The organism is Psychrosphaera ytuae, assembly GCF_017638545.1.
Classification (GTDB): Bacteria; Pseudomonadota; Gammaproteobacteria; order Enterobacterales; family Alteromonadaceae; genus Psychrosphaera; species Psychrosphaera ytuae.
This window is the reverse complement of the sequence record NZ_CP072110.1, coordinates 2,447,399-2,468,329: the sequence shown is the minus strand read 5'-3', so window position 1 is coordinate 2,468,329 and position 20,931 is coordinate 2,447,399. Positions and strand designations below refer to the sequence as shown.

Annotated in this window: 17 protein-coding genes; 9 read left to right on the top strand and 8 right to left on the bottom strand. The window is 40.8% G+C overall.

What is annotated here, in order from left to right:
• Positions 1-61 precede the first annotated feature (61 nt).
• Positions 62-1,621: a conjugal transfer protein TraF gene (gene traF, locus J1N51_RS11030; RefSeq protein ID WP_208831321.1), complete on the bottom strand. Its 1,560-nt coding sequence runs from the start codon at positions 1,619-1,621 to the stop codon at positions 62-64.
• Between the two features lie 159 nt (positions 1,622-1,780).
• On the opposite strand from traF, the gene rep reads away from it, so the two are divergent.
• Positions 1,781-3,793: a DNA helicase Rep gene (rep, locus tag J1N51_RS11025; RefSeq protein WP_208831320.1), complete on the top strand. Its 2,013-nt coding sequence runs from the start codon at positions 1,781-1,783 to the stop codon at positions 3,791-3,793.
• A 74-nt stretch (positions 3,794-3,867) separates the two neighbouring features.
• Here the strand turns inward: rep and J1N51_RS11020 are convergent, their stop codons facing one another.
• Positions 3,868-4,221 (bottom strand): c-type cytochrome, encoded by a 354-nt coding sequence (locus tag J1N51_RS11020; RefSeq protein WP_408635905.1) that lies wholly within the window; start codon positions 4,219-4,221, stop codon positions 3,868-3,870.
• 629 nt (positions 4,222-4,850) lie between these two features.
• Between J1N51_RS11020 and polA the strand changes: the two genes are divergently transcribed.
• Positions 4,851-7,652: a DNA polymerase I gene (gene polA / locus J1N51_RS11015; protein WP_208831318.1), complete on the top strand. Its 2,802-nt coding sequence runs from the start codon at positions 4,851-4,853 to the stop codon at positions 7,650-7,652.
• A 607-nt stretch (positions 7,653-8,259) separates the two neighbouring features.
• Here the strand turns inward: polA and yihA are convergent.
• The gene (yihA, locus tag J1N51_RS11010; protein WP_408635837.1) at positions 8,260-8,952 is read right to left on the bottom strand and encodes a ribosome biogenesis GTP-binding protein YihA/YsxC; all 693 of its coding nucleotides are present in this window, start codon (positions 8,950-8,952) and stop codon (positions 8,260-8,262) included.
• A 180-nt stretch (positions 8,953-9,132) separates the two neighbouring features.
• On the opposite strand from yihA, the gene J1N51_RS11005 reads away from it, so the two are divergent.
• The 3 genes from J1N51_RS11005 (at position 9,133) to J1N51_RS10995 (ending at position 11,486) form a co-directional block, all read left to right on the top strand.
• Positions 9,133-9,759: a c-type cytochrome gene (locus tag J1N51_RS11005; RefSeq protein ID WP_208831317.1), complete on the top strand. Its 627-nt coding sequence runs from the start codon at positions 9,133-9,135 to the stop codon at positions 9,757-9,759.
• A gap of 721 nt (positions 9,760-10,480) precedes the next feature.
• The gene (gene yihI / locus J1N51_RS11000) at positions 10,481-11,035 is read left to right on the top strand and encodes a Der GTPase-activating protein YihI (RefSeq protein ID WP_208831315.1); all 555 of its coding nucleotides are present in this window, start codon (positions 10,481-10,483) and stop codon (positions 11,033-11,035) included.
• Complete coding sequence (locus J1N51_RS10995) at positions 11,031-11,486, top strand: DUF2489 domain-containing protein (RefSeq protein ID WP_408635904.1); 456 nt, start codon at positions 11,031-11,033, stop codon at positions 11,484-11,486. The genes yihI and J1N51_RS10995 overlap by 5 nt, the downstream gene beginning before the upstream one ends.
• Positions 11,487-11,905: 419 nt before the next feature.
• On the opposite strand, the gene J1N51_RS10990 is transcribed toward J1N51_RS10995, so the two are convergent.
• The 3 genes from J1N51_RS10990 to speA are packed head-to-tail and all read right to left on the bottom strand — an operon-like array spanning position 11,906 to position 15,624.
• Positions 11,906-12,796 carry an acyltransferase gene (locus J1N51_RS10990; RefSeq protein WP_208831311.1) on the bottom strand — a complete coding sequence of 297 codons (891 nt, stop codon included), beginning with the start codon at positions 12,794-12,796 and terminating at the stop codon, positions 11,906-11,908.
• A 10-nt stretch (positions 12,797-12,806) separates the two neighbouring features.
• Complete coding sequence (locus J1N51_RS10985) at positions 12,807-13,721, bottom strand: acyltransferase (RefSeq protein ID WP_232842791.1); 915 nt, start codon at positions 13,719-13,721, stop codon at positions 12,807-12,809.
• 10 nt (positions 13,722-13,731) lie between these two features.
• On the bottom strand, positions 13,732-15,624 hold the full coding sequence (gene speA, locus J1N51_RS10980; RefSeq protein WP_208831309.1) for a biosynthetic arginine decarboxylase: 1,893 nt from the start codon (positions 15,622-15,624) through the stop codon (positions 13,732-13,734).
• A gap of 231 nt (positions 15,625-15,855) precedes the next feature.
• Here speA and speE point away from each other — a divergent pair, with 231 nt between their 5' ends.
• A complete protein-coding gene (speE, locus tag J1N51_RS10975; protein WP_208833408.1) occupies positions 15,856-16,716 on the top strand; it encodes a polyamine aminopropyltransferase in 861 nt (286 codons plus the stop codon).
• A gap of 50 nt (positions 16,717-16,766) precedes the next feature.
• Here speE and J1N51_RS10970 read toward each other — a convergent pair whose 3' ends face one another.
• Positions 16,767-17,021, bottom strand: coding sequence for a DUF3630 family protein (locus tag J1N51_RS10970; RefSeq protein ID WP_208831307.1), 255 nt, complete (start codon positions 17,019-17,021; stop codon positions 16,767-16,769).
• A 12-nt stretch (positions 17,022-17,033) separates the two neighbouring features.
• Complete coding sequence (locus J1N51_RS10965) at positions 17,034-17,426, bottom strand: YbaN family protein (protein WP_208831305.1); 393 nt, start codon at positions 17,424-17,426, stop codon at positions 17,034-17,036.
• Between the two features lie 98 nt (positions 17,427-17,524).
• Between J1N51_RS10965 and J1N51_RS10960 the strand changes: the two genes are divergently transcribed.
• The 3 genes from J1N51_RS10960 to J1N51_RS10950 all read left to right on the top strand — a co-directional run bounded on the left by J1N51_RS10960 (position 17,525) and on the right by J1N51_RS10950 (position 20,847).
• Positions 17,525-18,064 (top strand): DUF1285 domain-containing protein, encoded by a 540-nt coding sequence (locus J1N51_RS10960; protein ID WP_208831303.1) that lies wholly within the window; start codon positions 17,525-17,527, stop codon positions 18,062-18,064.
• Positions 18,065-18,515: 451 nt separating this feature from the next.
• Positions 18,516-20,609, top strand: a complete 2,094-nt coding sequence (locus J1N51_RS10955; RefSeq protein ID WP_208831301.1) for a peptidase domain-containing ABC transporter — start codon at positions 18,516-18,518, stop codon at positions 20,607-20,609.
• Positions 20,593-20,847: a response regulator transcription factor gene (locus tag J1N51_RS10950; protein ID WP_208831299.1), complete on the top strand. Its 255-nt coding sequence runs from the start codon at positions 20,593-20,595 to the stop codon at positions 20,845-20,847. Before J1N51_RS10955 ends, J1N51_RS10950 begins: the two co-directional genes overlap by 17 nt.
• Positions 20,848-20,931: the final 84 nt, after the last annotated feature.

Below are 20,931 nucleotides of genomic sequence, written 5' to 3'. Positions count from 1 at the left end.
TTTTACGTTTTGTTAACCAATGTTGATCATCAATACGCTTTTAACTTCACCTATAATTGACTTAGAAAGTGATCATCGCTTGCAGGCCACCGCCGACATCATCTAGTTCAGGTGAGGCTTGTAAAGCCAAGTCAAACTGAACTGCCCAGAGATATAAACCAGCGCCTAAGGTAATAACGCCATCACTTTCCTCTGTTCGGTTTTGACTATCATCACTAGCAAAGTTATGACGATAACCAGCACGCAGCTCAACAAATTCCCACGCATTAATAACTGCGCCTAGGCTGCCGTACTGACTACCTTTGAAAAATTGAGTGCCATCAGCAAATGTTGGTCCTTTAGCTTCCGTTAGGTCTAAATCGGCAGCTAAACGATACCAACCACCATTATAACTTGTACCAACCCGAACTTGCGGTTCAACTTCATAAAACAACGGCTCTTGGTTTTCTTTTAGTGTGTCGCGGCGACTACTGATTTCTTCACCAACAATGTTTTTAACCGTAACACCAATTCGCCATTGATCCATCGCGTCCATAGAGAGCACTGCACCAAGGTCAGCAGTCATAAAATCTTTTGATGAGCGATAATCGTCGCCATCAATATCATCTTCATCAAAATCAGAGGTCGAGGTTTGGTAATCAAAAAACTCCAGTCTAACCGACTTTACTGTTGCGCCTACACTCAATTGTTTGTCATTGGCCAGTTCCCATTTAGAACCAACTGTGACACCCACTTCTGCCCAACCAATAGCTGCAAAACGGGCATCCGACTCTAAATCGTCTTCACTAAAGTTAAAAGTTTGAGTTTCAGTATCAAAAATATCGCTAAACTCAGTGCTTATACCGGCTTCGGTATTCTTCGCTTGCTCCGCTAAGTCTTCTGCATCCTGAAATAGCGCTTCTGCGTCTGCCGCAGCCTGCTCGGCAGCGTCAATGTCTTCTTGAGTCGCAGACCCGCTGTTGCGCAACCGCTCTGCTTCAGCTTCAAGTACTAAATATCGAGCTTCTAATTCTTGAGCTGCATCGTATAACGGACGAACATCATCCAATAAGACTTGACCCAAAGACGTATAACGACGTAACAAATCTACATCGTTTTCATCGATATTAGCTGTTCCACCAAAGTCAACTTTGGCCATAGCGTTAAAGCCAAGAGAAAAAGATTCAAACGCAAAGCCAAAACCCATATTTAAACCAATCGTCGATTGTGCACCGGCACCATCTATATCTTCTAAACCATCGATTAAATTATTAGATGCGTTTATTGTGTTTTGCAGATTTGAAATTTCACTTTCTAACAAATCTAGGTTGTCTAAGCCTTCGAACGCGTCAACGTCATCGGCAAAGCTTTCTAATGCATCTATACTGTCACCATCATCTTTAGTGTCAGCAATACGACCATAAAAATTGAGAATGAAATAGGCATCATCTGCTGAGTTTTTACCTGTCGCAGTACCTAAAAGTGCTGGGTTATAGTTGGCTGCTGCAGACCAGTGTGCGTATGTTGTGCCGCCACCACCGCTGCCTAGAGTTCGAGTTGAATGTACTACGGGTTCAACAGCCAGTGCTGTTGTACAAGTAAGAGAAGTAGCTAATGCTAAGTAAACCGCTGATTTTTTCATGATGTCTCCTAATCCATTACCGCTGTCAGCCTGACCAGTGTAGACGAGTTACCCAATGAGAGCAGTTAATTTATCTAACAAAAAGCAGTGGTCGGACTTATACCCTCACCAAGTTTATTTGATATCATAGTCGCCCATTCCAAGAGGTGTTATTTTTTTATGCAATTAAATCCTGAACAACAAGCCGCTGTAACCTATGTAAATGGGCCTTGTCTGGTCCTGGCAGGTGCAGGTTCGGGTAAAACTCGGGTAATTATCAATAAGATAACTCACCTCATTGAAGACTGTGGATATCAGGCCAAACATATTGCAGCCGTCACCTTTACCAATAAAGCCGCTCGTGAAATGAAAGAGCGTATCGGTGCATCTCTTGACCGCACTAAAACAAAAGGCTTGCGGATATCGACGTTCCACACTTTAGGGCTCGATATCATTAAAAAAGAAATAAAAGTTTTAGGATACAAACAAAACTTTTCCTTGTTCGACGATCAAGACTGTTTTGCATTATTAAAAGAATTGACCGAAGCAGAGCTCAACGAAGACAAAGAAGCGATTTATCAACTCATCAATAAAATCTCGAGTTGGAAAAATGACTTAGTGTTACCCAAACAGGCGCTTGCAACTGCAGAAGACTCTGAAAGTGCTCTTTATGCCGAATTATACATGCGCTACCAAAACCAGTTACGTGCCTACAACGCCCTAGATTTTGATGATCTAATTTTGATCCCTACTTTGTTGTTTAAAACTAACGACGAAGTGCGCCAGCGCTGGCAAGACAAAATTCGTTATCTACTGGTCGACGAATACCAGGATACCAACACCTCCCAATATGAATTAGTTAAACTACTCGTTGGTACCAGAGCTCACTTTACTGTCGTTGGGGACGATGATCAGTCGATATATTCATGGCGTGGTGCTAAGCCACAAAACCTAGTTTTATTAAGTAAAGACTTTCCTTCGCTTAACCTCATCAAGCTCGAACAGAATTATCGCTCGGTGGGCTGTGTGTTAAATGCCGCGAACGTTTTAATCGACAAAAACCCGCACGTGTTTGACAAAAAATTAAAAACAAACATGGAGTACGGACAGCCGATTCGTGTGATTCAAACCAAAAATGAGGACCACGAAGCTGAGCGAGTCATTGCCGAAATCATCGCTCATCGCTTTACCAACAAAACCCATTATGGTGAATATGCGATTTTGTATCGCGGTAATTTTCAAAGTCGAATATTTGAAAAACTCCTAACCTCAAACCGTATTCCATACAAAATTAGCGGCGGAACCAGCTTTTTTTCTCGAGCAGAAATCAAAGACATCATGGCCTACCTGCGACTCTTGGTAAACCAAGATGATGACAATGCATTTTTGAGGATCATTAATACACCACGCCGCCAAATTGGTCCTGCAACTCTGGAAAAACTAGGCATTTTGGCTAATGACAAACACATCAGTTTATTTGAAGCGGCATTTGATAACGCCTTTTTAGGGATGGTTTCTGGGCCGGCCAAAAACGCCATTCAGTACTTTACTCGTTGGTTTGTGGAATTATCAGATCAAGTATTGCGCTCAGATCCCAAAGAGGCGGTTAAAGATTTAATTAAGGGTATTCACTACGAAGATTGGTTGTTCGAAACCAGTTCGAGCCCTAAAGCTGCAGAAATGAGAATGAAAAACGTCAGTGAGCTCTATAGCTGGGTTAACCAAATGTTAGACGGCGATGACGACCATGAGCCTCTCACTCTCGCTGAGGTTGTTAGTAAATTAACTTTACGAGACATGATGGAACGCAACGAAGAAGAAGAGGCCAACAACCAAGTACAGTTGATGACCATGCACGCATCTAAAGGCTTAGAGTTTCCTTATGTATTTATGGTGGGCATGGAAGAAGGTCTACTGCCTCACCAGTCAAGTATCGACGAAGACAACATCGAAGAAGAGCGCCGTTTGGCATACGTGGGCGTTACCCGTGCACAAAAAGAATTGTTTTTGACCTATGCCAAAGAGCGTCGTCAGTACGGCGAAACCATAATGACCGAACCATCGCGATTTTTGGACGAGCTGGATCAAAAAGATCTTCGCTGGGAAAAACAGGGCCAAGCTGTATCTGAAGAGCAAAGAAAAGAAAAGAACAAAGCAAACATTGCCAACTTACGAGCCTTACTAAAAAAATAAGGCGTCAATAATAAGCAATAAAAAAGGCTCCAACAGGAGCCTCTTTTATCTATCAGAATAGATGATCTCTTCGGTTACTTAGAACCGTCAACCATGTATTCAATCGCTAATTTGATTTCGTCGTCAGAACACGCTACACAACCACCTTTAGCAGGCATTGCATTAAAACCACCAATCGCGTTTTTAGCTAAAACGTCCATACCTTTATCTACGCGAGCTGCCCATGCACCTGCGTCACCAAATTTAGGTGCACCCATAATACCAGCACCGTGACATGCCGCACACGCACTTTGATAAACCTGTTCACCTGAACGAGGACCCGTTGGTGCTGCCGCTACTGGCTCAGCACCAGCGATATAAACTTGGCCTACAGGGGCGATACGTTTTTCAACATCACTTTTTTCTTTGTCGTCGGCATGAGCTGTCATTACCGCAAACACTGTCATCATGGTCAAAAGCATTCTGATCATTTTGAATTCACCTTTGTTGGTTTCGAATTTTAACTATGCACATTCTACCGAATGGTTAACCCCTTGCAATATATTAGATTAGTTATTCGTAACTATTTTCGGATCAACAACATAAATTACTCTTTAAAATAGCCGAAGGATCGAATTTTTGGCAATGATCATCTTGAGTAAAATTCGCCTAGCCCTTTAAAATTGTGCAGTAAAGAATCAACTATTATTGAACTAAAAAAAAGATCCTTTTTTTTGAGGAAAAAACTGGATCAATTTAAAGTTCAGGTGTAAATTAACAATCCGCTCGAAATCATTCGGTTTTGAGCTTCTGAATACCTACCAAAACATTTGGTATTCGCTGTAGAAAAATAATAATAAAAGCGGAACGCCGCCAGATTAATTTACAACTCAAGCTCCATGCATTATTGCGCCTTGTCTTGTTTATTAATAGTACACTTATCAACCAAGTTATCCACAGGATGTGATAGTTATCAACATTTCCTGCGTCTTTGCGTACCTCTTATATATGGCGACTTCCGAAAGTTTATGGCATTCTTATGCACTATCTTATCCAACGCGACTCGGAAATAATCCACATGACACAACAAGGTTCTTCATCCGCGTATAAACCATTGGTTTTAGTTGACGGCTCTTCTTATTTATTCCGCGCTTATCATGCGCCACCTCACCTAACGAATTCTCGAGGCGAAGCTACAGGTGCCATTTATGGTGTGGTAAACATGTTAAAGAGCCTTGTTAAGCAATATTCTCCTGAGCGCATGATCGTGATTTTTGACGCGAAAGGCCCGACATTCAGAAATGAGATGTACAGTGAGTACAAAGCCAATCGTCCACCAATGCCTGACGACTTGAGAACTCAAATCGAACCATTGCACAATATTATTCGCGCAATGGGCTTACCTCTAGTTGCGATCGAAGGCGTAGAAGCCGACGATGTTATTGGAACCATCGCACATGAGCAGTCGTTAAAAGGTAATGATGTTCTGATCAGTACCGGTGACAAAGACATGGCTCAGTTAGTAAACGACCACGTTACTTTGATCAATACGATGACCAACACCATCATGGACCCTGAAGGTGTAGTAAATAAGTTTGGCATTGGCCCTGAGTTGATCATCGATTATCTCGCATTAATGGGTGATAAGGTTGACAACATTCCTGGCGTGCCTGGCGTCGGAGAAAAGACCGCCGTTTCTCTTATTCAAGGTTTGGGTAGTATCAAATCAATCTACGAAAATCTAGATAAAGTAGCGGACCTTGGCTTTAGAGGGTCTAAGTCGATGGCTGCAAAATTAGAAGAACACAAAGAGCAGCTAGAGCTCTCTTATGAATTAGCAACCATCAAACTGGATGTTGACCACCAAATTTCTGATCAAGACATGGTTTTGGCAGCTCCAAATAATGAAGCCCTTGCTGAGCTCTTCAAAGAGTGTGAGTTTAAGCGTTGGTTAAAAGAAATTTTATCCAAAACAGACGGTACTACTGAGTCAGTAGCTTCAACTTCTAGCCCAGCTGCAGAAAGCAAAGACGAACAAATTGAGTCCGTATCTATCGACAAATCAAAATACGTGACAGTTTTGGACGAAGCAACATGGCAAGAACAACTTGCTAATATAAAATCATCTGGCCTCATCGCCTTTGATACAGAGACGACTTCATTAGACTATATGGAAGCCCAACTTGTTGGTTTTTCTGTAGCCTATAAAAAAGACGAAGACATCCATGCCTTTTACGTTCCTGTCGGTCATGACTATCCAGGTGCTCCAGAGCAATTAACTCTTGAGCAAGTAAAACCAGGTTTAGCTGAATTACTAACGGATAAAAATATCGGCAAGGTAGGACAAAATTTAAAGTACGATATTAATGTGTTGGCCAAATACGACTTGTCGATCGACGGAATTGTTGGCGACACAATGTTGCAGTCCTACATATTCAATAGTACTTCGACACGCCATGACATGGACAGCCTAGCGTTAAAATACCTAGGTCACAAATGCGTTTCTTTTGAGGAAATCGCAGGAAAAGGTGCCAAACAGCTCACATTTAATCAAATTGAGTTAGAACAAGCATCAGCTTATGCTGCTGAAGACGCGGATATTACTCTGCGTTTGTATGACTATTTTTCGGATCAGTTACGCAAAGAGCCAGCGTTAAATCAATTATTTAATGAAATTGAATTGCCTCTGATGCCAGTTTTGTCTCAAGTTGAGCAAAATGGTGTATTGATCAATGCCGATCATTTACACGAACTCAGTGCAGAGTTTGAAGGCAAGCTTCAAGAATTAGAGCGAAAAGCCCACGAAGTTGCTGGCGAAGTATTTAACCTTGGTTCTCCAAAACAATTACAGGAAATATTGTTTAACAAACTCGAGTTGCCTGTCATTAAAAAAACCCCCAAAGGTGCACCTTCGACAGCAGAAGACGTGTTGCAAGAATTAGCACATAAATACGAATTGCCTAAGTTGATCATTGAGTTTCGTGGATTAAGCAAACTCAAGTCTACTTACACGGATAAACTGCCAACCATGATCAAATCAGCGACAGGCCGAGTACACACGTCTTATCATCAAGCCGTTGCCGCTACCGGACGATTGAGTTCTACTGATCCTAATTTGCAAAATATCCCGATTCGCAATGAAAATGGCCGTCGTATTCGTCAAGCCTTCATCGCGCCTGAAGGACGCAAGATAGTCGCAATAGATTACTCTCAAATTGAATTGCGAATCATGGCTCATTTAAGCGGCGATAAATCATTACTTGATGCCTTTGCCCATAACTTAGACATTCATAAAACAACAGCGTCGGAAGTGTTTGCAACACCATTTGATGAAGTCACGACCGAACAACGTCGTGCTGCTAAAGCGGTTAACTTTGGTTTAATTTATGGCATGTCTGCGTTTGGCCTTGCAAACCAACTCGACATTGCTCGCGGCCAAGCCCAAGAATACATAGATAAATACTTCGAGCGTTTCCCAGGTGTATTAAAGTACATGGAAACGACACGATTAAATGCAGAAGAAAACGGCTACGTCGAAACCCTATTTGGCCGTCGCTTATACTTGCCAGACATAAAAGCCCGTAACGTACCTCGACGCAAAGCAGCAGAACGTGCAGCGATCAATGCACCTATGCAAGGTACAGCAGCCGATATAATTAAACGTGCAATGTTAAAAGTGAGCGATTGGATCAACGAAAACGAAGCAGACAATGTCACCATGATCATGCAGGTACACGATGAATTAGTTTTCGAGATTGTTGAATCAGAGTTAGAGCGCATTCTGCCAACTTTGGTTGAATTAATGGAATCTGCAGCCTCGCTAGACGTACCTTTAACCGCTGAGGCGGATCAAGGCGACAACTGGGATCAAGCCCATTAATAATAAGATCAACAAACACAGTTGAACCTTAAAAAAACCAGTAACTTGTTTACTGGTTTTTTTATGCCAATCATAAACTAGCTACAAAACACTCAAAAAGTGAAAATAAATTACATTTATGTAAATTTGCATTTTAAGAGTAGTTGCTCTAAACAATTCCTTCCATTTAGGCTAATTTGCATTCGTATGAACCACGCACCTGGTCATACCAGAATAATAAACAATCAAAAAATAAGTGGCTGTTTTTTATCACCTTTCGTATATTTCCTATACACGCCACCTGCAAACCCTTTATATACCTATAATTTAAAAGAATAAAAAAACTTAAAAAAATTTAGAGTATATACTTTACTTTCCATTTTATTTGGCTATTATACTTGTGTCTCTCAAATGAGTTGACCCTGTTGATATTTGACATTTAATAGCCTCTCCCCTTTCGCTATGACCGATGCTCCTAGAGCGTCGGTTTTTTTTTGCTTATTTCCCAGCAAAAACTTTCAAAATTATGTAATTTTAAAACGGGCACAAAAAAAGCACCTCTCGGTGCTCTTTGTATTAAAGATCTTAAATGATCCTTTGGTTAGGCAAATACTATATTATCCGCTTTTTAACCTCTAGAAGATGGCTCTTCAGAAGATACTTCATCAGATTCAATTTCTTCAATGGCCTGCTCTTTTGGCTCTACTAACTCTGCAGCATTCAACCACTCATCGAGTTTTCTTGAGAGTTGTGGAATTCCTTGCTTTTTCAGTGAAGAGAACAGCTCAACAGTGACATCTCCTTGGAATGCAAGAGACGCTTCACGAATTTTCAATAACTCCGCTTTTTGTTTTCCAGATTTGAATTTATCTGCTTTGGTCAATAGCACTAATACAGGCAAACCTACTTCTACGGCCCAATAAATAAGGTCTTGGTCAAGATCTTTCATTGGATGTCTGATATCCATTAAAACAACAAGACCGCGCAGACATTCTCGTTTTTCAAGGTATTCAGATAAAGACTTTTGCCACTTTAGCTTCATCGCTAAAGGAACCTTTGCAAAGCCATATCCCGGCAAGTCAATAAGTCGACGGTTTTCTTCTTCTAAATTAAAAACGTTGATCAACTGAGTACGACCAGGTGTTTTACTGGTACGTGCTAAACCCGTTTGTTGAGTTAACGTGTTTAATGAACTAGATTTACCTGCATTAGAACGTCCCGCAAACGCGACTTCATAACCCGTGTCTGGTGGTAACTTTCTAATGTCCGGTGCAGATGTAAAAAAGGACGCTTTGCGATAGTTAATGATAGATTTGGACACTTAAATTCCTCAGGCTTTTGATCTGAACGTTCATAATTCAACAACTTGTACTAAATATAACGTCGAAGAATCTTTCACATTGTGACATTTGGTGTAGAATATGGCTAATTATACTCTTTGCGTGAACGCCTTCATAGCGAAAGACAATATAATAAACCAACAAATAACAGAGATACTAACATGAGAAATATTGCATTATCACTTACCATGCTATTCGGCCTCATTGGCTCTGCACAAGCAGTAGACGGCGATGTGGAAGCAGGTAAAGCAAAGTCTGCAACCTGTGCGGCCTGTCACGGTCCTGATGGTAATAGCAGCATTACTGCGTATCCAAAAATTGCAGGCCAACACGCTGGCTACATATATAAGCAATTAAAAGAATTTAAACTTGGTATGACCTCTGGTGGTAAAGAAGGCCGTGTTAACGCTGTAATGGGCGGAATGGCGATGCCACTTTCAGATCAAGACATGAAAGATTTAGCAGTTTACTTTGCATCAATCACAACAACGGCTGGGTCAACTCCAGAAGACGTGATTGCAGAAGGTGAGCTTTTATATCGCGGTGGCGATATGGAGCGTGGAATTCCAGCATGTCAGGCATGTCACGGCCCACGTGGAGTTGGTCAAAGCTTAGCGGGTTTCCCTAAGATCTCATTCCAACACCCAGAGTACACTAAATCACAATTGGAAATGTTCCGCTCTGGTGAACGTAATAACGACATGAATCGCATGATGCGTGACATTGCAAGTAAGCTTACTGACAAAGACATTGAGGTATTATCAAAATACCTATCTGGCTTACACTAGTATTAGCATCTGAAAAAAGCACCTTACTAGGTGCTTTTTTTATGCCTAAATCTCTCGACTGGTCTATTTCCTTACAAAATATAATCCCCAGGATTGAACTTTAATCATACAACACCAGTATAATTCTTATACAAACCAGCCTAACCCCTACCCTTTTCAGTTTATTTCTTAACCTATTTGTAAGACATTAACCATTACGAGATTAAGAAATATCGTAAATGTTCATTTTTTAATTAGCTAACTTCATGTTTTAAAAAGAAATAGCATTTCCTTTAGTGTACAAGTGTAAAAAAACTTTAATTTTAGCTTGAGTCTTATCTCAGAACAGGTACATTTACACCCGTTGACACGTAATTGAAAACAACACGGAATAGCCCCAAGGAAACGGGTGTAGTCATCAAACTTCTACATATTGCTAAGTTGGCAATCATGGAAGAAACAAGAAAGCACCAATGATTGGTCAATAAAATATAAAAACATACATGGAATGTTAAATAAAAAGAATACGGATAATTACTGAAGTGACAAGACAAGGTGTCGTGCGTTCGGAAGGATATTCGAAATAAAAATAGGAGAAGTGTCAGATTTTTAATCGAACACTTGCTAGAATTAGAGGCGATAGCGGTCACACTGTCGCCTTTTTTATTGCCTGCAATTTGGCATATCAGTTAAAATCCGCTCTTAATCCCAATCTTATTTATTATCCAAACTTGGAGACTCCATGACTCGTCGTAAAAAAAGCCGTAAAGTTGGCCAAATAGGGGTTCGTAAACAGGAAACTCGTCCTGCAGATACGAAATCACCTCGCAAGAAAAAAGCGCCTAAAGGCCAGCAGTCAGGAAACCGTAATAGCTTGGTAGAAGACAATGCAAAGAATCCAGCCGGTTCTGCTGAGTCTACAAAGAAAGATCCACGTGTCGGTAGCAAAAAACCTATTAGTTTGATTAAGACAGAAACGCAGCCTAAGCCAGTTAAACCTAAGCTTGATCCTAAAAAAGCTGTACCAACAGTCAAACTCGAAAAAGTGAATGAGCCTCAAATCGATCCTCAGCAAGAGCTTGAGCGTATTGAATCTGACGAACGACTCATCGAGCTTGCTGAGCGTGCCGAAAACGGCGAACTATTAACAGGTAAAGATGCTAAGTACTTCAATAAAATGATGGACCGCCACGCAGAATTACTTGAAGAGCTTGGTATTGAGACTGAAGAAGAGAGTGATCCACTTGATTCGCTCGACGGTGACCAGTGGAATGATTTGTTAACGGATAAAGATTAATACTATGTGGTATCTATTAATTGCTGTTGCAGTTCTTATCGTAGCTGGCTTGGCATTTTATGCTGGCCAATTGCTTTGGAAAGTAAAAGCCCAAAACGAAGCCGTGGCAGCAGAAAAACAAAAGAAACAAAAATACCTTACTGACAGTATTTCTCACATAGCCAAAGCAATGAAAGAGAAGCAGTGTGAGTACTCTGAAGGCGTATTGCGCATTTGGGTATTATTAGATCATTACAACGCTTCACAGGCCGAACCAAAGAACTACCCAGAGCTTTATCCTGGTTTTGCTAAGTTGTACGATGTGGTTAAAGATATGCCAACCCACGAAGCACGCAAAAAGTTATCAAAAAAAGATATCTTTAAAATGGATACACAGCGCTGGGAAGCAGAAAAAGAATACGAACAGCAAATCGACACGGACCTAGAAGTATTGATGAAAGAGTTTCCATAACTCACCCTATTAGTGAGCTTCAAGTATTGAAGCTCACTCACTTTATTCACACTTCCTCGATTAAGTTTTTAACTTCATTTTAGCCACTACTTCTAAAAAACCATCCCAAGTATTTTCCCAACAAAACAAACCTCACAAATGATAACAATTCTCACTTGCATTAATAAAATCACTGGTCTATAGTTACCGAAGTTGATAATAATTCTCATTAAGAATTAATCATAACCGTCTATCAGAGTGGAGTAGACTTGGCGCAAGTCTGCTGAATATCAATCTGGAAGCGCAAAGGAGAAGCCTATTGGTGAACGATGAGATCCAGTTGTAACCTACTGTAAAAGGGTTAATAAGTGTTTGTTGGTAGAAATGAAAAGCCACCCTAGGGTGGCTTTTTCATGTTTGAGTTTTGGTTTCGCTATTATTTAACTGTTGTTCAGCTTAGCGAGTAACTTATCTTTTTCCGTCCAGACAACGTTAAGCCAATTTTGAAATCGGATCTTAAACGAATCATCTTCAAAATAGTCGCCAATGATTTCGTCGTTCACTTCCATTACTTCAATCTTAACTTGAACGCGCTTTAATTTACCCAACAATAAGTCTTGCGCAGGTACTTCATTATCTGGGTAGTTCAAAGTCACATTTAACACGCCCGAAAACAAATGCCCCATTGCTGCCAGCGTAAAGGCAATACCGCCCGCTCGAGGTGGGAGTAAGTGTTGTAGGTCAGTACCTGATTGCACTTGCTTTTCTTTAGTAAAACGCGTGCCTTCAACAAAGTTAATGATCGTCGCCGGTATATATTTAAATTTGGCACAAGACTTTTTCGTGGTGCGAATGTCTTCGCCCTTTTTCTCTGGATGTTTTTCTAAGTAGCTACGGCTAAAACGCTTCATAAACGGCATGTCCATTGCCCAAGCAGCCATGCCAACAAATGGCACAAACTTTAGTTCATTTTTCAAAAAGAACTTAGGAGATGGCATAGAGTGCAGTGCAACTTGAGTCAAAACCATAATGTCGACCCAACTAATGTGATTACAAATTAACAAGTACCAGCTTTTTTTGTCGTACTTCTGGTCCGAATCAATCTCCCATTTAATTGGGTTTGTTAGGTTCATGGCCAACAGATTACACAATGCCCAACCTCTAAATAAAATATTGTTAATCCAACTTACTGCCAACGAAATCGGTTTAATTGGTAAAAAGAACTTAATCAAACCAAAACAAAAGATGGTGCCACCAATAATTGCGGTGATAGAGAAAAACAAAGGGACTGTGATAAAAATCAGCAGCCAACTCGGTAAAAAAGATAACATATTGAATTCCTTATTTTGCTACTTCGGCTTGCTTTTGCAAACGCAACAAAGTTTGTTCTTTTTCGAGCCATACTTTGTTTACCCATTGGTGTAGGCGTTTCTTGTATTCCATGTCATTGGCATAGTCGCCTAACAAGTCGCTCGTTATTTCATGTAAGTTAACATGTAAATACACATTTTTTAATCGACCAGAAATAAAGTTATAAAAAGTAGGAATTTTGTTTGGGTAATAAATCGTGACATCGACAACTTTGTGTAGTTGCTCTCCCATAACAGTTAACACAAATCCTATACCACCGGATTTGGGCTTTAGCAGCCCTTGGTAAGGACTCTCTTGGCGCTCGTGTTTTTCTTTGGTAAAACGTGTTCCCTCAATAAAGTTCATCACGGACACAGGCTTAAATTTAAAAATTTCACAGGCTTTTTTAGTGGTTTCTAAGTCTTTGCCTTTTAAGTGAGGATGTTTAGCCAAAAATTCTTTTTTGTATCTGCGCATAAAGGGGAAGTCCAAAGCCCACCATGCCAAACCAAGTACTGGTACGTAGATGAGCTCTCGCTTTAAAAAGAACTTCAAAAATGGAATCTGACCATTAAAAACCCTTTGCAGGATTAAAATGTCCGTCCATGATTGGTGATTGGCCAAAACCAAATACCAATCTTTCTTCGATAAGTTGGTGTCACCCGATACATGGATTTTATAATCAGCGAAAAACTTCTGAATCCCTGTATTAACGGAGACCCAACCTGAAGCACAAAAATCCAATGCCATTGAAATGTATTTACGAGTGACCTTAAGCGGTATCAGTTTAAATACCGACAGTATGAAGATCGGTGTTGCCCAAAATAGGGTGTTAATCGTGTAAGAAATAAATGAAAACGTAGCGCGAATAAAGCGGCCTACCGCCGCCAAAAGATTGAACATCATCCTTCCTCTATTAATCTTCAAAATAGGTGTAACCAGTGAGCCCAGCTTGTAATTCTTCTATAAATTGTTGTGCTTTTTCTGTCGAGAGCTCGGCACTTTCCATTTGACGCTCATAGCTTTCTAACAGTTTGTTTGAGTCATATTGTACGTGAGCAAGTACGTCGGCCACGTTTTCACCTTTTAATGACTGGGTAAAAACGTACCCTCTTGGGTCGGAGTCATCTAATTGCACATGAACCGAATCTGTATCACCAAAAAGGTTATGCAAATCACCGAGTATCTCTTGATAGGCACCAACCATAAACATGCCGATAAGATAGTCATTGTTGTCAGTATATGGCGGTAAAGGCAATGTACTTTCTACTCCGGCACCATCTACATACTGTCTAATTTGACCGTCTGAGTCACACGTAATGTCTTGAATAATGGCTCGGTTTTCCAGAGGTTGATCTAGATATTTAATCGGCATAACCGGGAATAACTGCTCAATACCCCATACATCAGGTAATGATTGGAATAAGCTAAAGTTAACAAATAGCTTATCTGCTAATTTTTCATTAATTTCGTCAAGAACTTCACGGTGGGAGCGTGACCTTGGGTCTAGTTCTTCGCGAACTGCGCTAAGGATTTTAAAATACAGCTGCTCAACCTTTGCCCAATGCTGCAAACTAATTAAACCTACTACATATTGCTGATGTGCATCAGAGAATAGGTGCACGGCGTCGTGAAATGACTCAAGCGCATGACGCCCATCAATCAATTGGTACGAACGCCACAACTCGTGAATTATCGTCGGACAATCTTCACTTGGAGCTTCGACAACCTCAGGTACAGGTGCTTTTTCAACATCAATCACATCAGTGATCAACATAGCGTGATGCGCGGTCATCGCACGTCCAGATTCGGTAATGATATCAGGGTGCGGCAAATCAAACTTCTCACAAATTTCGACAATCGGAGAAATCACGTTTTTAGCGTATTCTGCCATGGTGTAGTTCATTGAACATGAGCTTCTTGAACCTGTCCCTTCGTAATCGACACCTAGGCCACCACCAACATCAATAATAGAGATTGGTACGCCCATTTGATTGAGCTCTGCATAGTGACGGGCACATTCGCGAATTGCGTTGTGGATATCGCGAATATTGGCGATTTGTGACCCAATATGAAAATGCACTAAGTTAAGATGCTGCAGCTTGTCGGCTGCTTTTAGCTTATCGATGACTTGTAACACTTGGTTAGCAGACAGGCCAAATTTACCTTTTTCGCCACCTGTGTTTTGCCATTTTCCTTTGCCGATTGAATTTAAACGAATACGAATACCAATCGTAGGCATCACACCAATATCACTCGCCGCTTGGATTAATGCATCAACTTCTGTCATTTTTTCAACAACGATATGGACGTTGTGGCCCATCGCTTGACCAATACAAGCTAAGCGCAAAAACTCACTGTCTTTGTATCCATTACAAACAATCGTCAATGGTGATTCTGATATACCCAAAATTGCCATTAACTCAGGTTTACTTCCCGCCTCTAAACCCACTTTGTTAGATGGGTGTGATACTAATTTTTCAACAACAGAAAATTGCTGATTTACTTTTATCGGGTAGACGGCCGTGTACTTGCCTTCGTACTCTCGCTCTTTTTTGGCATTTGCAAAGGCATTGATTAAAGAGCTGGCTCTATGACCAAGAATATCGGTAAAGCGCACCAAAATAGGCAGGGTTAGTCCCTCTTCTTTTAGTTGCTCTGCGAGTGTTGCCAAATTGATGCTACCAGCACCGGCTTTTTTCAGTGGATTTACACATAGCTCACCTTGTGCATTAATATCCACATAACCTTCACTCCAACGTTTTACGTTGTATGTTTTTTTAGCAAAATTTACGGCCGAATTCGTCATTGTCACCCTTAAGAATGAAATAAGTCAGTACCCTTAAACTCATTGGACAACAAAGGAGATCAACAGTCCAACAAAAGTACCAGTAGATCCGCTATTTTAGCCCATAAACGACCGCAAACAAAAAACAAAAATTGCGATAACGGCAATTATCAACGAAAATAACAGGGTTTATTCAACCTTAATTAATTGGAGACGTGAGTGACCACGCAAAAAAACACAAACCCATCATTGATGAATGACGAATGGTGCAACGAAATTAATAACGGTGCCGCATTCGGTTTAAAGATCAAACGCAAACTAGCGAGCAAACAATCTGACTTCCAGTTAGTCGAAATGTATGAGACGGAAGAGTTTGGTAATTTGATGATGCTAGATGGCTGTACAATGGTGTCTAGCCGTGAAAACTTTTTGTATCACGAAATGATGAGTCACCCTGCGCTTTTCAGTCATCCAAATCCTAAGAACGTTGTGATCATCGGCGGTGGAGACTGTGGTACTTTACGTGAAGTGTTGCGTCATAAAGGGGTTGAATCCGTTCATCAAATCGATATCGACAAAGTCGTAACCGAAATGGCTGAGTTGTACTTCCCAGAGTTATGTGAAAAGAACAACGACCCTCGCGCTCACATTTTATTTGATGACGGCATCAAGTTTATGGCGGACGCAGCGGATGAGTCTATTGACATCATCATCGTCGACAGCACAGATCCAGTAGGTCCTGGTGAAGGTTTATTTAATCACGCTTTTTATACTAACTGCTTACGCGCACTTCGCAAAGACGGTGTGTTTGTTCAGCAAAGTGAATCTCCACTGCTGCACTTACCACTACTAATGGACATGCGCCAAGCAATGTTAGATGTTGGCTTTAGTGACTTAAAACACGTTAACTTCCCACAGATGATTTACCCATCGGGTTGGTGGTCTGGCACTATGGCTAAAAAATCAGGTCAATTTGATGGATTCCGCGAAGCGGATGCAGCCGAACTAGCAGCAGAAGGCGACTTACAGTACTACAACGCCGAAATGCACAAAGCATCACAAGCGCTACCTAACTTTTTAGCTAAAGCGTTTAAAGATCAGACCGCAAAATAAGCGTCTCGAACTCTAAATACTAAAAAAGCCCAATAAGGGCTTTTTTTATGCTATTTTTTTGGCTCAATCCAGACCGACTGGGTATAGTGTTCGTAATGCATTAGATACCTTTCACCATCGAGTTCATAGTCAATCTGGTGGCGGTCCATACCGTAATCGGCCACTTTTATTTCAGCGCCTGTAGATTCGATGTATTGCTCAACAAACTCTTTAAAGTCGTCCCAGTCTGGCGCAGGCTCTACCCGAACATGCTGGATCGGCTCCCGCGTTTCTGGTGCCATCACCTGAAATCGAAACTGTGTCATCTTATCTCCATGTTAATTATCAACAGAACAACTGCTATCGCCTGAGGGTCTGGTCCAAATAAAGCCCAACACCCCGACAAATACACAAACTATTAATATTGTAGCGACGTACGGGGGCTTTACCAAATAAAGCGACAGTCCACCAACTACCACTATGCCAAAGGTAGCCGCGCGTTTGGCCGGTGGTTTGATTGCACCATATTGCTGCCAGTCATTGATTAATGGACCAAAAGTATGGTGATTGACCAACCAATTATGAAACCTAGGTGAAGATTGCGAAAAACACACCGCCGCTAAAAGCACAAACGGTGTCGTTGGTAAAAGCGGCAATACCACGCCCACGATACCGAATACCAAAGATATAATACCTGCTGTTATTAACAGATAACGTTTTATATTTCTCATAATTAGTAATAACTTAGGCTTGTCGTAATTGGGGTTTGTCTTCACTCAGGTAATTATTATACTTAACAACAGCACAAACTCTAAGACAATGGACCCAAATGGATATCCAAACCCTTACTCAACAACTCGATGATTTGAGTCAATCTCCGCCCTTTGAAAAGTGGAACCCACCTTTTTGTGGTGACTTAGACATGGTGATCAAAAGTGACGGGCGATGGTTTTATATGGGCTCGCCAATAGGCCGAATAAAACTGGTAAAGCTGTTTGCATCAGTATTAGTCAAAGAAGACAACGAGTATTTTCTCAAGACCCCTGCAGAAAAGGTCCGAATCCAGGTCGAAGATGCACCCTTTATGATCACCGAATGGCAGCACCAAAACACAGAGCAAGGCCCCGCCATCGTAGTGACAACGAACTTAGGTCAGTCAGTTGTCCTAGGTGAGCAGCACCCTCTTATCAACAACACAGGCACAGCGCCCAATGCCGAGCCCAAACTGTACGTTGAAGTACACAGAGGCTTAACCGCCCGAGTCCATCGCAACGTGTTTTATCAATGGGCTGAAATCGCTACAAGTACAGAAATTCAGCAAAAAGAACAATTTTATATCGAAAGCGCAGGGAAAATTTTTCTTCTCTAAACCACGTAAGTCGTTATTTGCTGTACCTTTTTAACCCACTTCTTGCTCTAATATTCTAAAATGTATAGAAAAAACTGTATCTTTTAGAGTTTTACAATTTTGTTACAAAAGGTAATACTTTCCCTCATTGAAGGACACGGTTCTATTTTTTGAGCCAATTATTCTATCCAAACCAACCATCAAGGATGATGACGATGACTACTTTTTTAAGTAAAAGCCGACGTTCGAATATTACTGATCCAGAAAGCAAAACAAAGTTATCTCCTGCTCTACAAACCAGAACCCGAACAATCTCAGAAAATACTATGCCCAAACTGGGGTTGTTTTTTGTGTTTCTTTTTTCAATATTATTTTGTGCTGTTCTTTTCCTATATCTTCAATCTCAACAAACGACTGCTATAAGCCATAATTCAGAACTCCTTCCTGCTGAAATAAAGTGGGAGGTTTAAAAGTGAACTCACCATATTTACGTCAATCAGAACAAGCTGAGTGTGGACTAGCCTGTATTGGAACTTTGCTGAACCTGAATAGAAATACTGTAGGCTTGCAGTATTTAAGACAAAAGTTTCCAACCTCAGCAAAAGGAATGACGCTAGCGCACATTATCGATGTGTTTACGGATCTCAAATACAAGGTCCTGCCACTTGGCTTAAGCCATTCTGAATTAAATAAACTTTCGTTACCTTGTATTATTCATTGGGATAACAATCATTTTGTTGTTTTAACTTCTGTAACTGATAGCCAGATTGAAATTCATGACCCTGCTCGTGGTCTTCGCAAAATCAGTTTCTCCGAAGCTAAAACGCACTTTTCGGGTGCCGCGCTAGAAGTCAGTACAACGCCAGAAACTCCTACAATTAAAGCGCCAAACCAAAACCGCCTACGAGACCTAATCAGTATTAACAAGACCACCATGTGGGCTTTTTCAGCAACAATGCTACTATCCTTTGCAATCCTTATATTCAGCTTGGTAATGCCACTCTTTGTGCAACATACCATCGATAATGTTATTCCAAGCCAGGATGTTACTAAGTTAGTACAGGTAGGTATCCTTTTTACAGCCGTGAGCCTGTTTCTTATTTACAGCTCTACCCTACGCAGTCACCTAACTCTATTTATAGGTACAGAAATAGGCACAAACTTATTTACTAAAACATTCAAACATTTATTAACCCTGCCATTAGATTACTTTAAGAAGCGCCAGCCAGCAGACATTCAAACGCGATTTGAGTCCATCGAACAAATCCGCTTTTTATTGAGTAGCAAAGTCGTCGAGGCTCTTATTGATGGAGTAATGTCGCTTGTCATTTTTGTGATTTTGTTTATTTACAGTCCGACGTTAACGTTTATCGTATTGGTCAGTACTCTTATTACTATTGCTGTTCGCACTTATTACTACACAAAAGTAAAACACAGTACCGACGCAGTAATTGACGCTAATGCGTTGAGCTCTGGCCACTTTTTAGAAAGTGTTCAGGCCATTCAATCAATTAAACTTGGTCAACTGGAAACAGTTCGTAATCTGGCCTGGTTAGACAAAATCACTCACTTGTTTAACAAGCGGATTACTCTGACGAAACAGCGGATCAGCATGCAGCAAGGCACAGCAATTGCGGCTGGATTAGACAACATTTTGGTTGTTTCTGCGGGTGCGTACATTGTCATGACCGCTTCTGTAGACCCGTTCACAATTGGTATGTTGACCGCATTTATCGCCTACAAAATACAACTAAATACACGCCTTAATACCTTGCTCGACAATGTGTTTGAGCTGCGAATGTTAGAGCTACATGTGGAGCGTATCAATGACGTTATGGCTACCCAAGCAGAACAAAAAGTGCAAAGCCCTATATCAAAGCTCAACTGCTTAACCATTAAAGACTTAGCCTTTAGGTATACTAATCACAGTCCTTGGTTGTTTAAAAAACTAAACCTAACTGTTAATCGAGGTGATTTTGTTTTAGTCAAAGGCAAATCGGGCACTGGTAAATCAACTTTGTGTAACCTGATATTAGGACTGCAAATTCCTACGAGTGGCGAGTTTATTGCCAATGACAAAACACTAGCGCCAGACCAAATTTCTGCATTGAGAAGCCACATCGCAGTTATATCGCAACAGGATGCATTATTGGCAGGATCCATTATCGAGAATGTATCTGGGTTTAGTGACCAACCTAATCTAGAGCGTATCAAGCAAGTCTGCTCTGTCTGTTGTATCGACTCATTGATTGAGTCTTTGCCAATGCGGTATCACACTCTAATCGGAGAGAGCGGTACTACTCTCTCGGGCGGTGAATTACAGCGAATTAAACTCGCTCGTGCTTTGTACAACCAACCTAGTTGGTTATTACTCGATGAAGCGACATCACAACTCGATCAACAAACAGAATCTCAAATTTACACTAATTTGCGTGCATTGAATTTGACCATTATTGCAATCACGCACCGACCTAGCTCTGTAGTGCAAGCTACACAGGTATTAGAGCTAGACACACTACAGCCCAGCAAAAACAAGAAGAGGGATTTTTATGTCAATATCAAATGAACACCTTTTGTCAAAAAGGGAATTTCAAGTCTATCAACATATAATTTGTGGTGAGAGCCAAAAGGAGATAGCCGACAAATTATTTATCTGTGTCAGAACCGTTAAGTTTCACTCCGGTAATATTTATCAAAAACTTAACGTAAAAAACAAAGTCGAGCTCATCAAACAAATTCAGCAAGAAGAGGCTTTGGCACTTCGCAAAATGAATGTCGCAGAAACTATACCCAAGTTCAGCTGATATTTTAGCTGGCTTGTCTAAATTTAAATCATCGACAATAAAAACAAGCACCTGTGCGGTATCGGTGATTAACAAACAAGGACA

Coding starts and splice junctions, on each gene's coding strand:
- traF (WP_208831321.1), bottom strand. CDS start 1,621: ATGAAAAAATCAGCGGTTTACTTAGCATTAGCTACTTCTCTTACTTGT.
- rep (WP_208831320.1), top strand. CDS start 1,781: ATGCAATTAAATCCTGAACAACAAGCCGCTGTAACCTATGTAAATGGG.
- J1N51_RS11020 (WP_408635905.1), bottom strand. CDS start 4,221: ATGACAGCTCATGCCGACGACAAAGAAAAAAGTGATGTTGAAAAACGT.
- polA (WP_208831318.1), top strand. CDS start 4,851: ATGACACAACAAGGTTCTTCATCCGCGTATAAACCATTGGTTTTAGTT.
- J1N51_RS11005 (WP_208831317.1), top strand. CDS start 9,133: ATGAGAAATATTGCATTATCACTTACCATGCTATTCGGCCTCATTGGC.
- yihI (WP_208831315.1), top strand. CDS start 10,481: ATGACTCGTCGTAAAAAAAGCCGTAAAGTTGGCCAAATAGGGGTTCGT.
- J1N51_RS10990 (WP_208831311.1), bottom strand. CDS start 12,796: ATGTTATCTTTTTTACCGAGTTGGCTGCTGATTTTTATCACAGTCCCT.
- J1N51_RS10985 (WP_232842791.1), bottom strand. CDS start 13,721: ATGATGTTCAATCTTTTGGCGGCGGTAGGCCGCTTTATTCGCGCTACG.
- speA (WP_208831309.1), bottom strand. CDS start 15,624: ATGACGAATTCGGCCGTAAATTTTGCTAAAAAAACATACAACGTAAAA.
- speE (WP_208833408.1), top strand. CDS start 15,856: ATGAATGACGAATGGTGCAACGAAATTAATAACGGTGCCGCATTCGGT.
- J1N51_RS10970 (WP_208831307.1), bottom strand. CDS start 17,021: ATGACACAGTTTCGATTTCAGGTGATGGCACCAGAAACGCGGGAGCCG.
- J1N51_RS10965 (WP_208831305.1), bottom strand. CDS start 17,426: ATGAGAAATATAAAACGTTATCTGTTAATAACAGCAGGTATTATATCT.
- J1N51_RS10960 (WP_208831303.1), top strand. CDS start 17,525: ATGGATATCCAAACCCTTACTCAACAACTCGATGATTTGAGTCAATCT.
- J1N51_RS10950 (WP_208831299.1), top strand. CDS start 20,593: ATGTCAATATCAAATGAACACCTTTTGTCAAAAAGGGAATTTCAAGTC.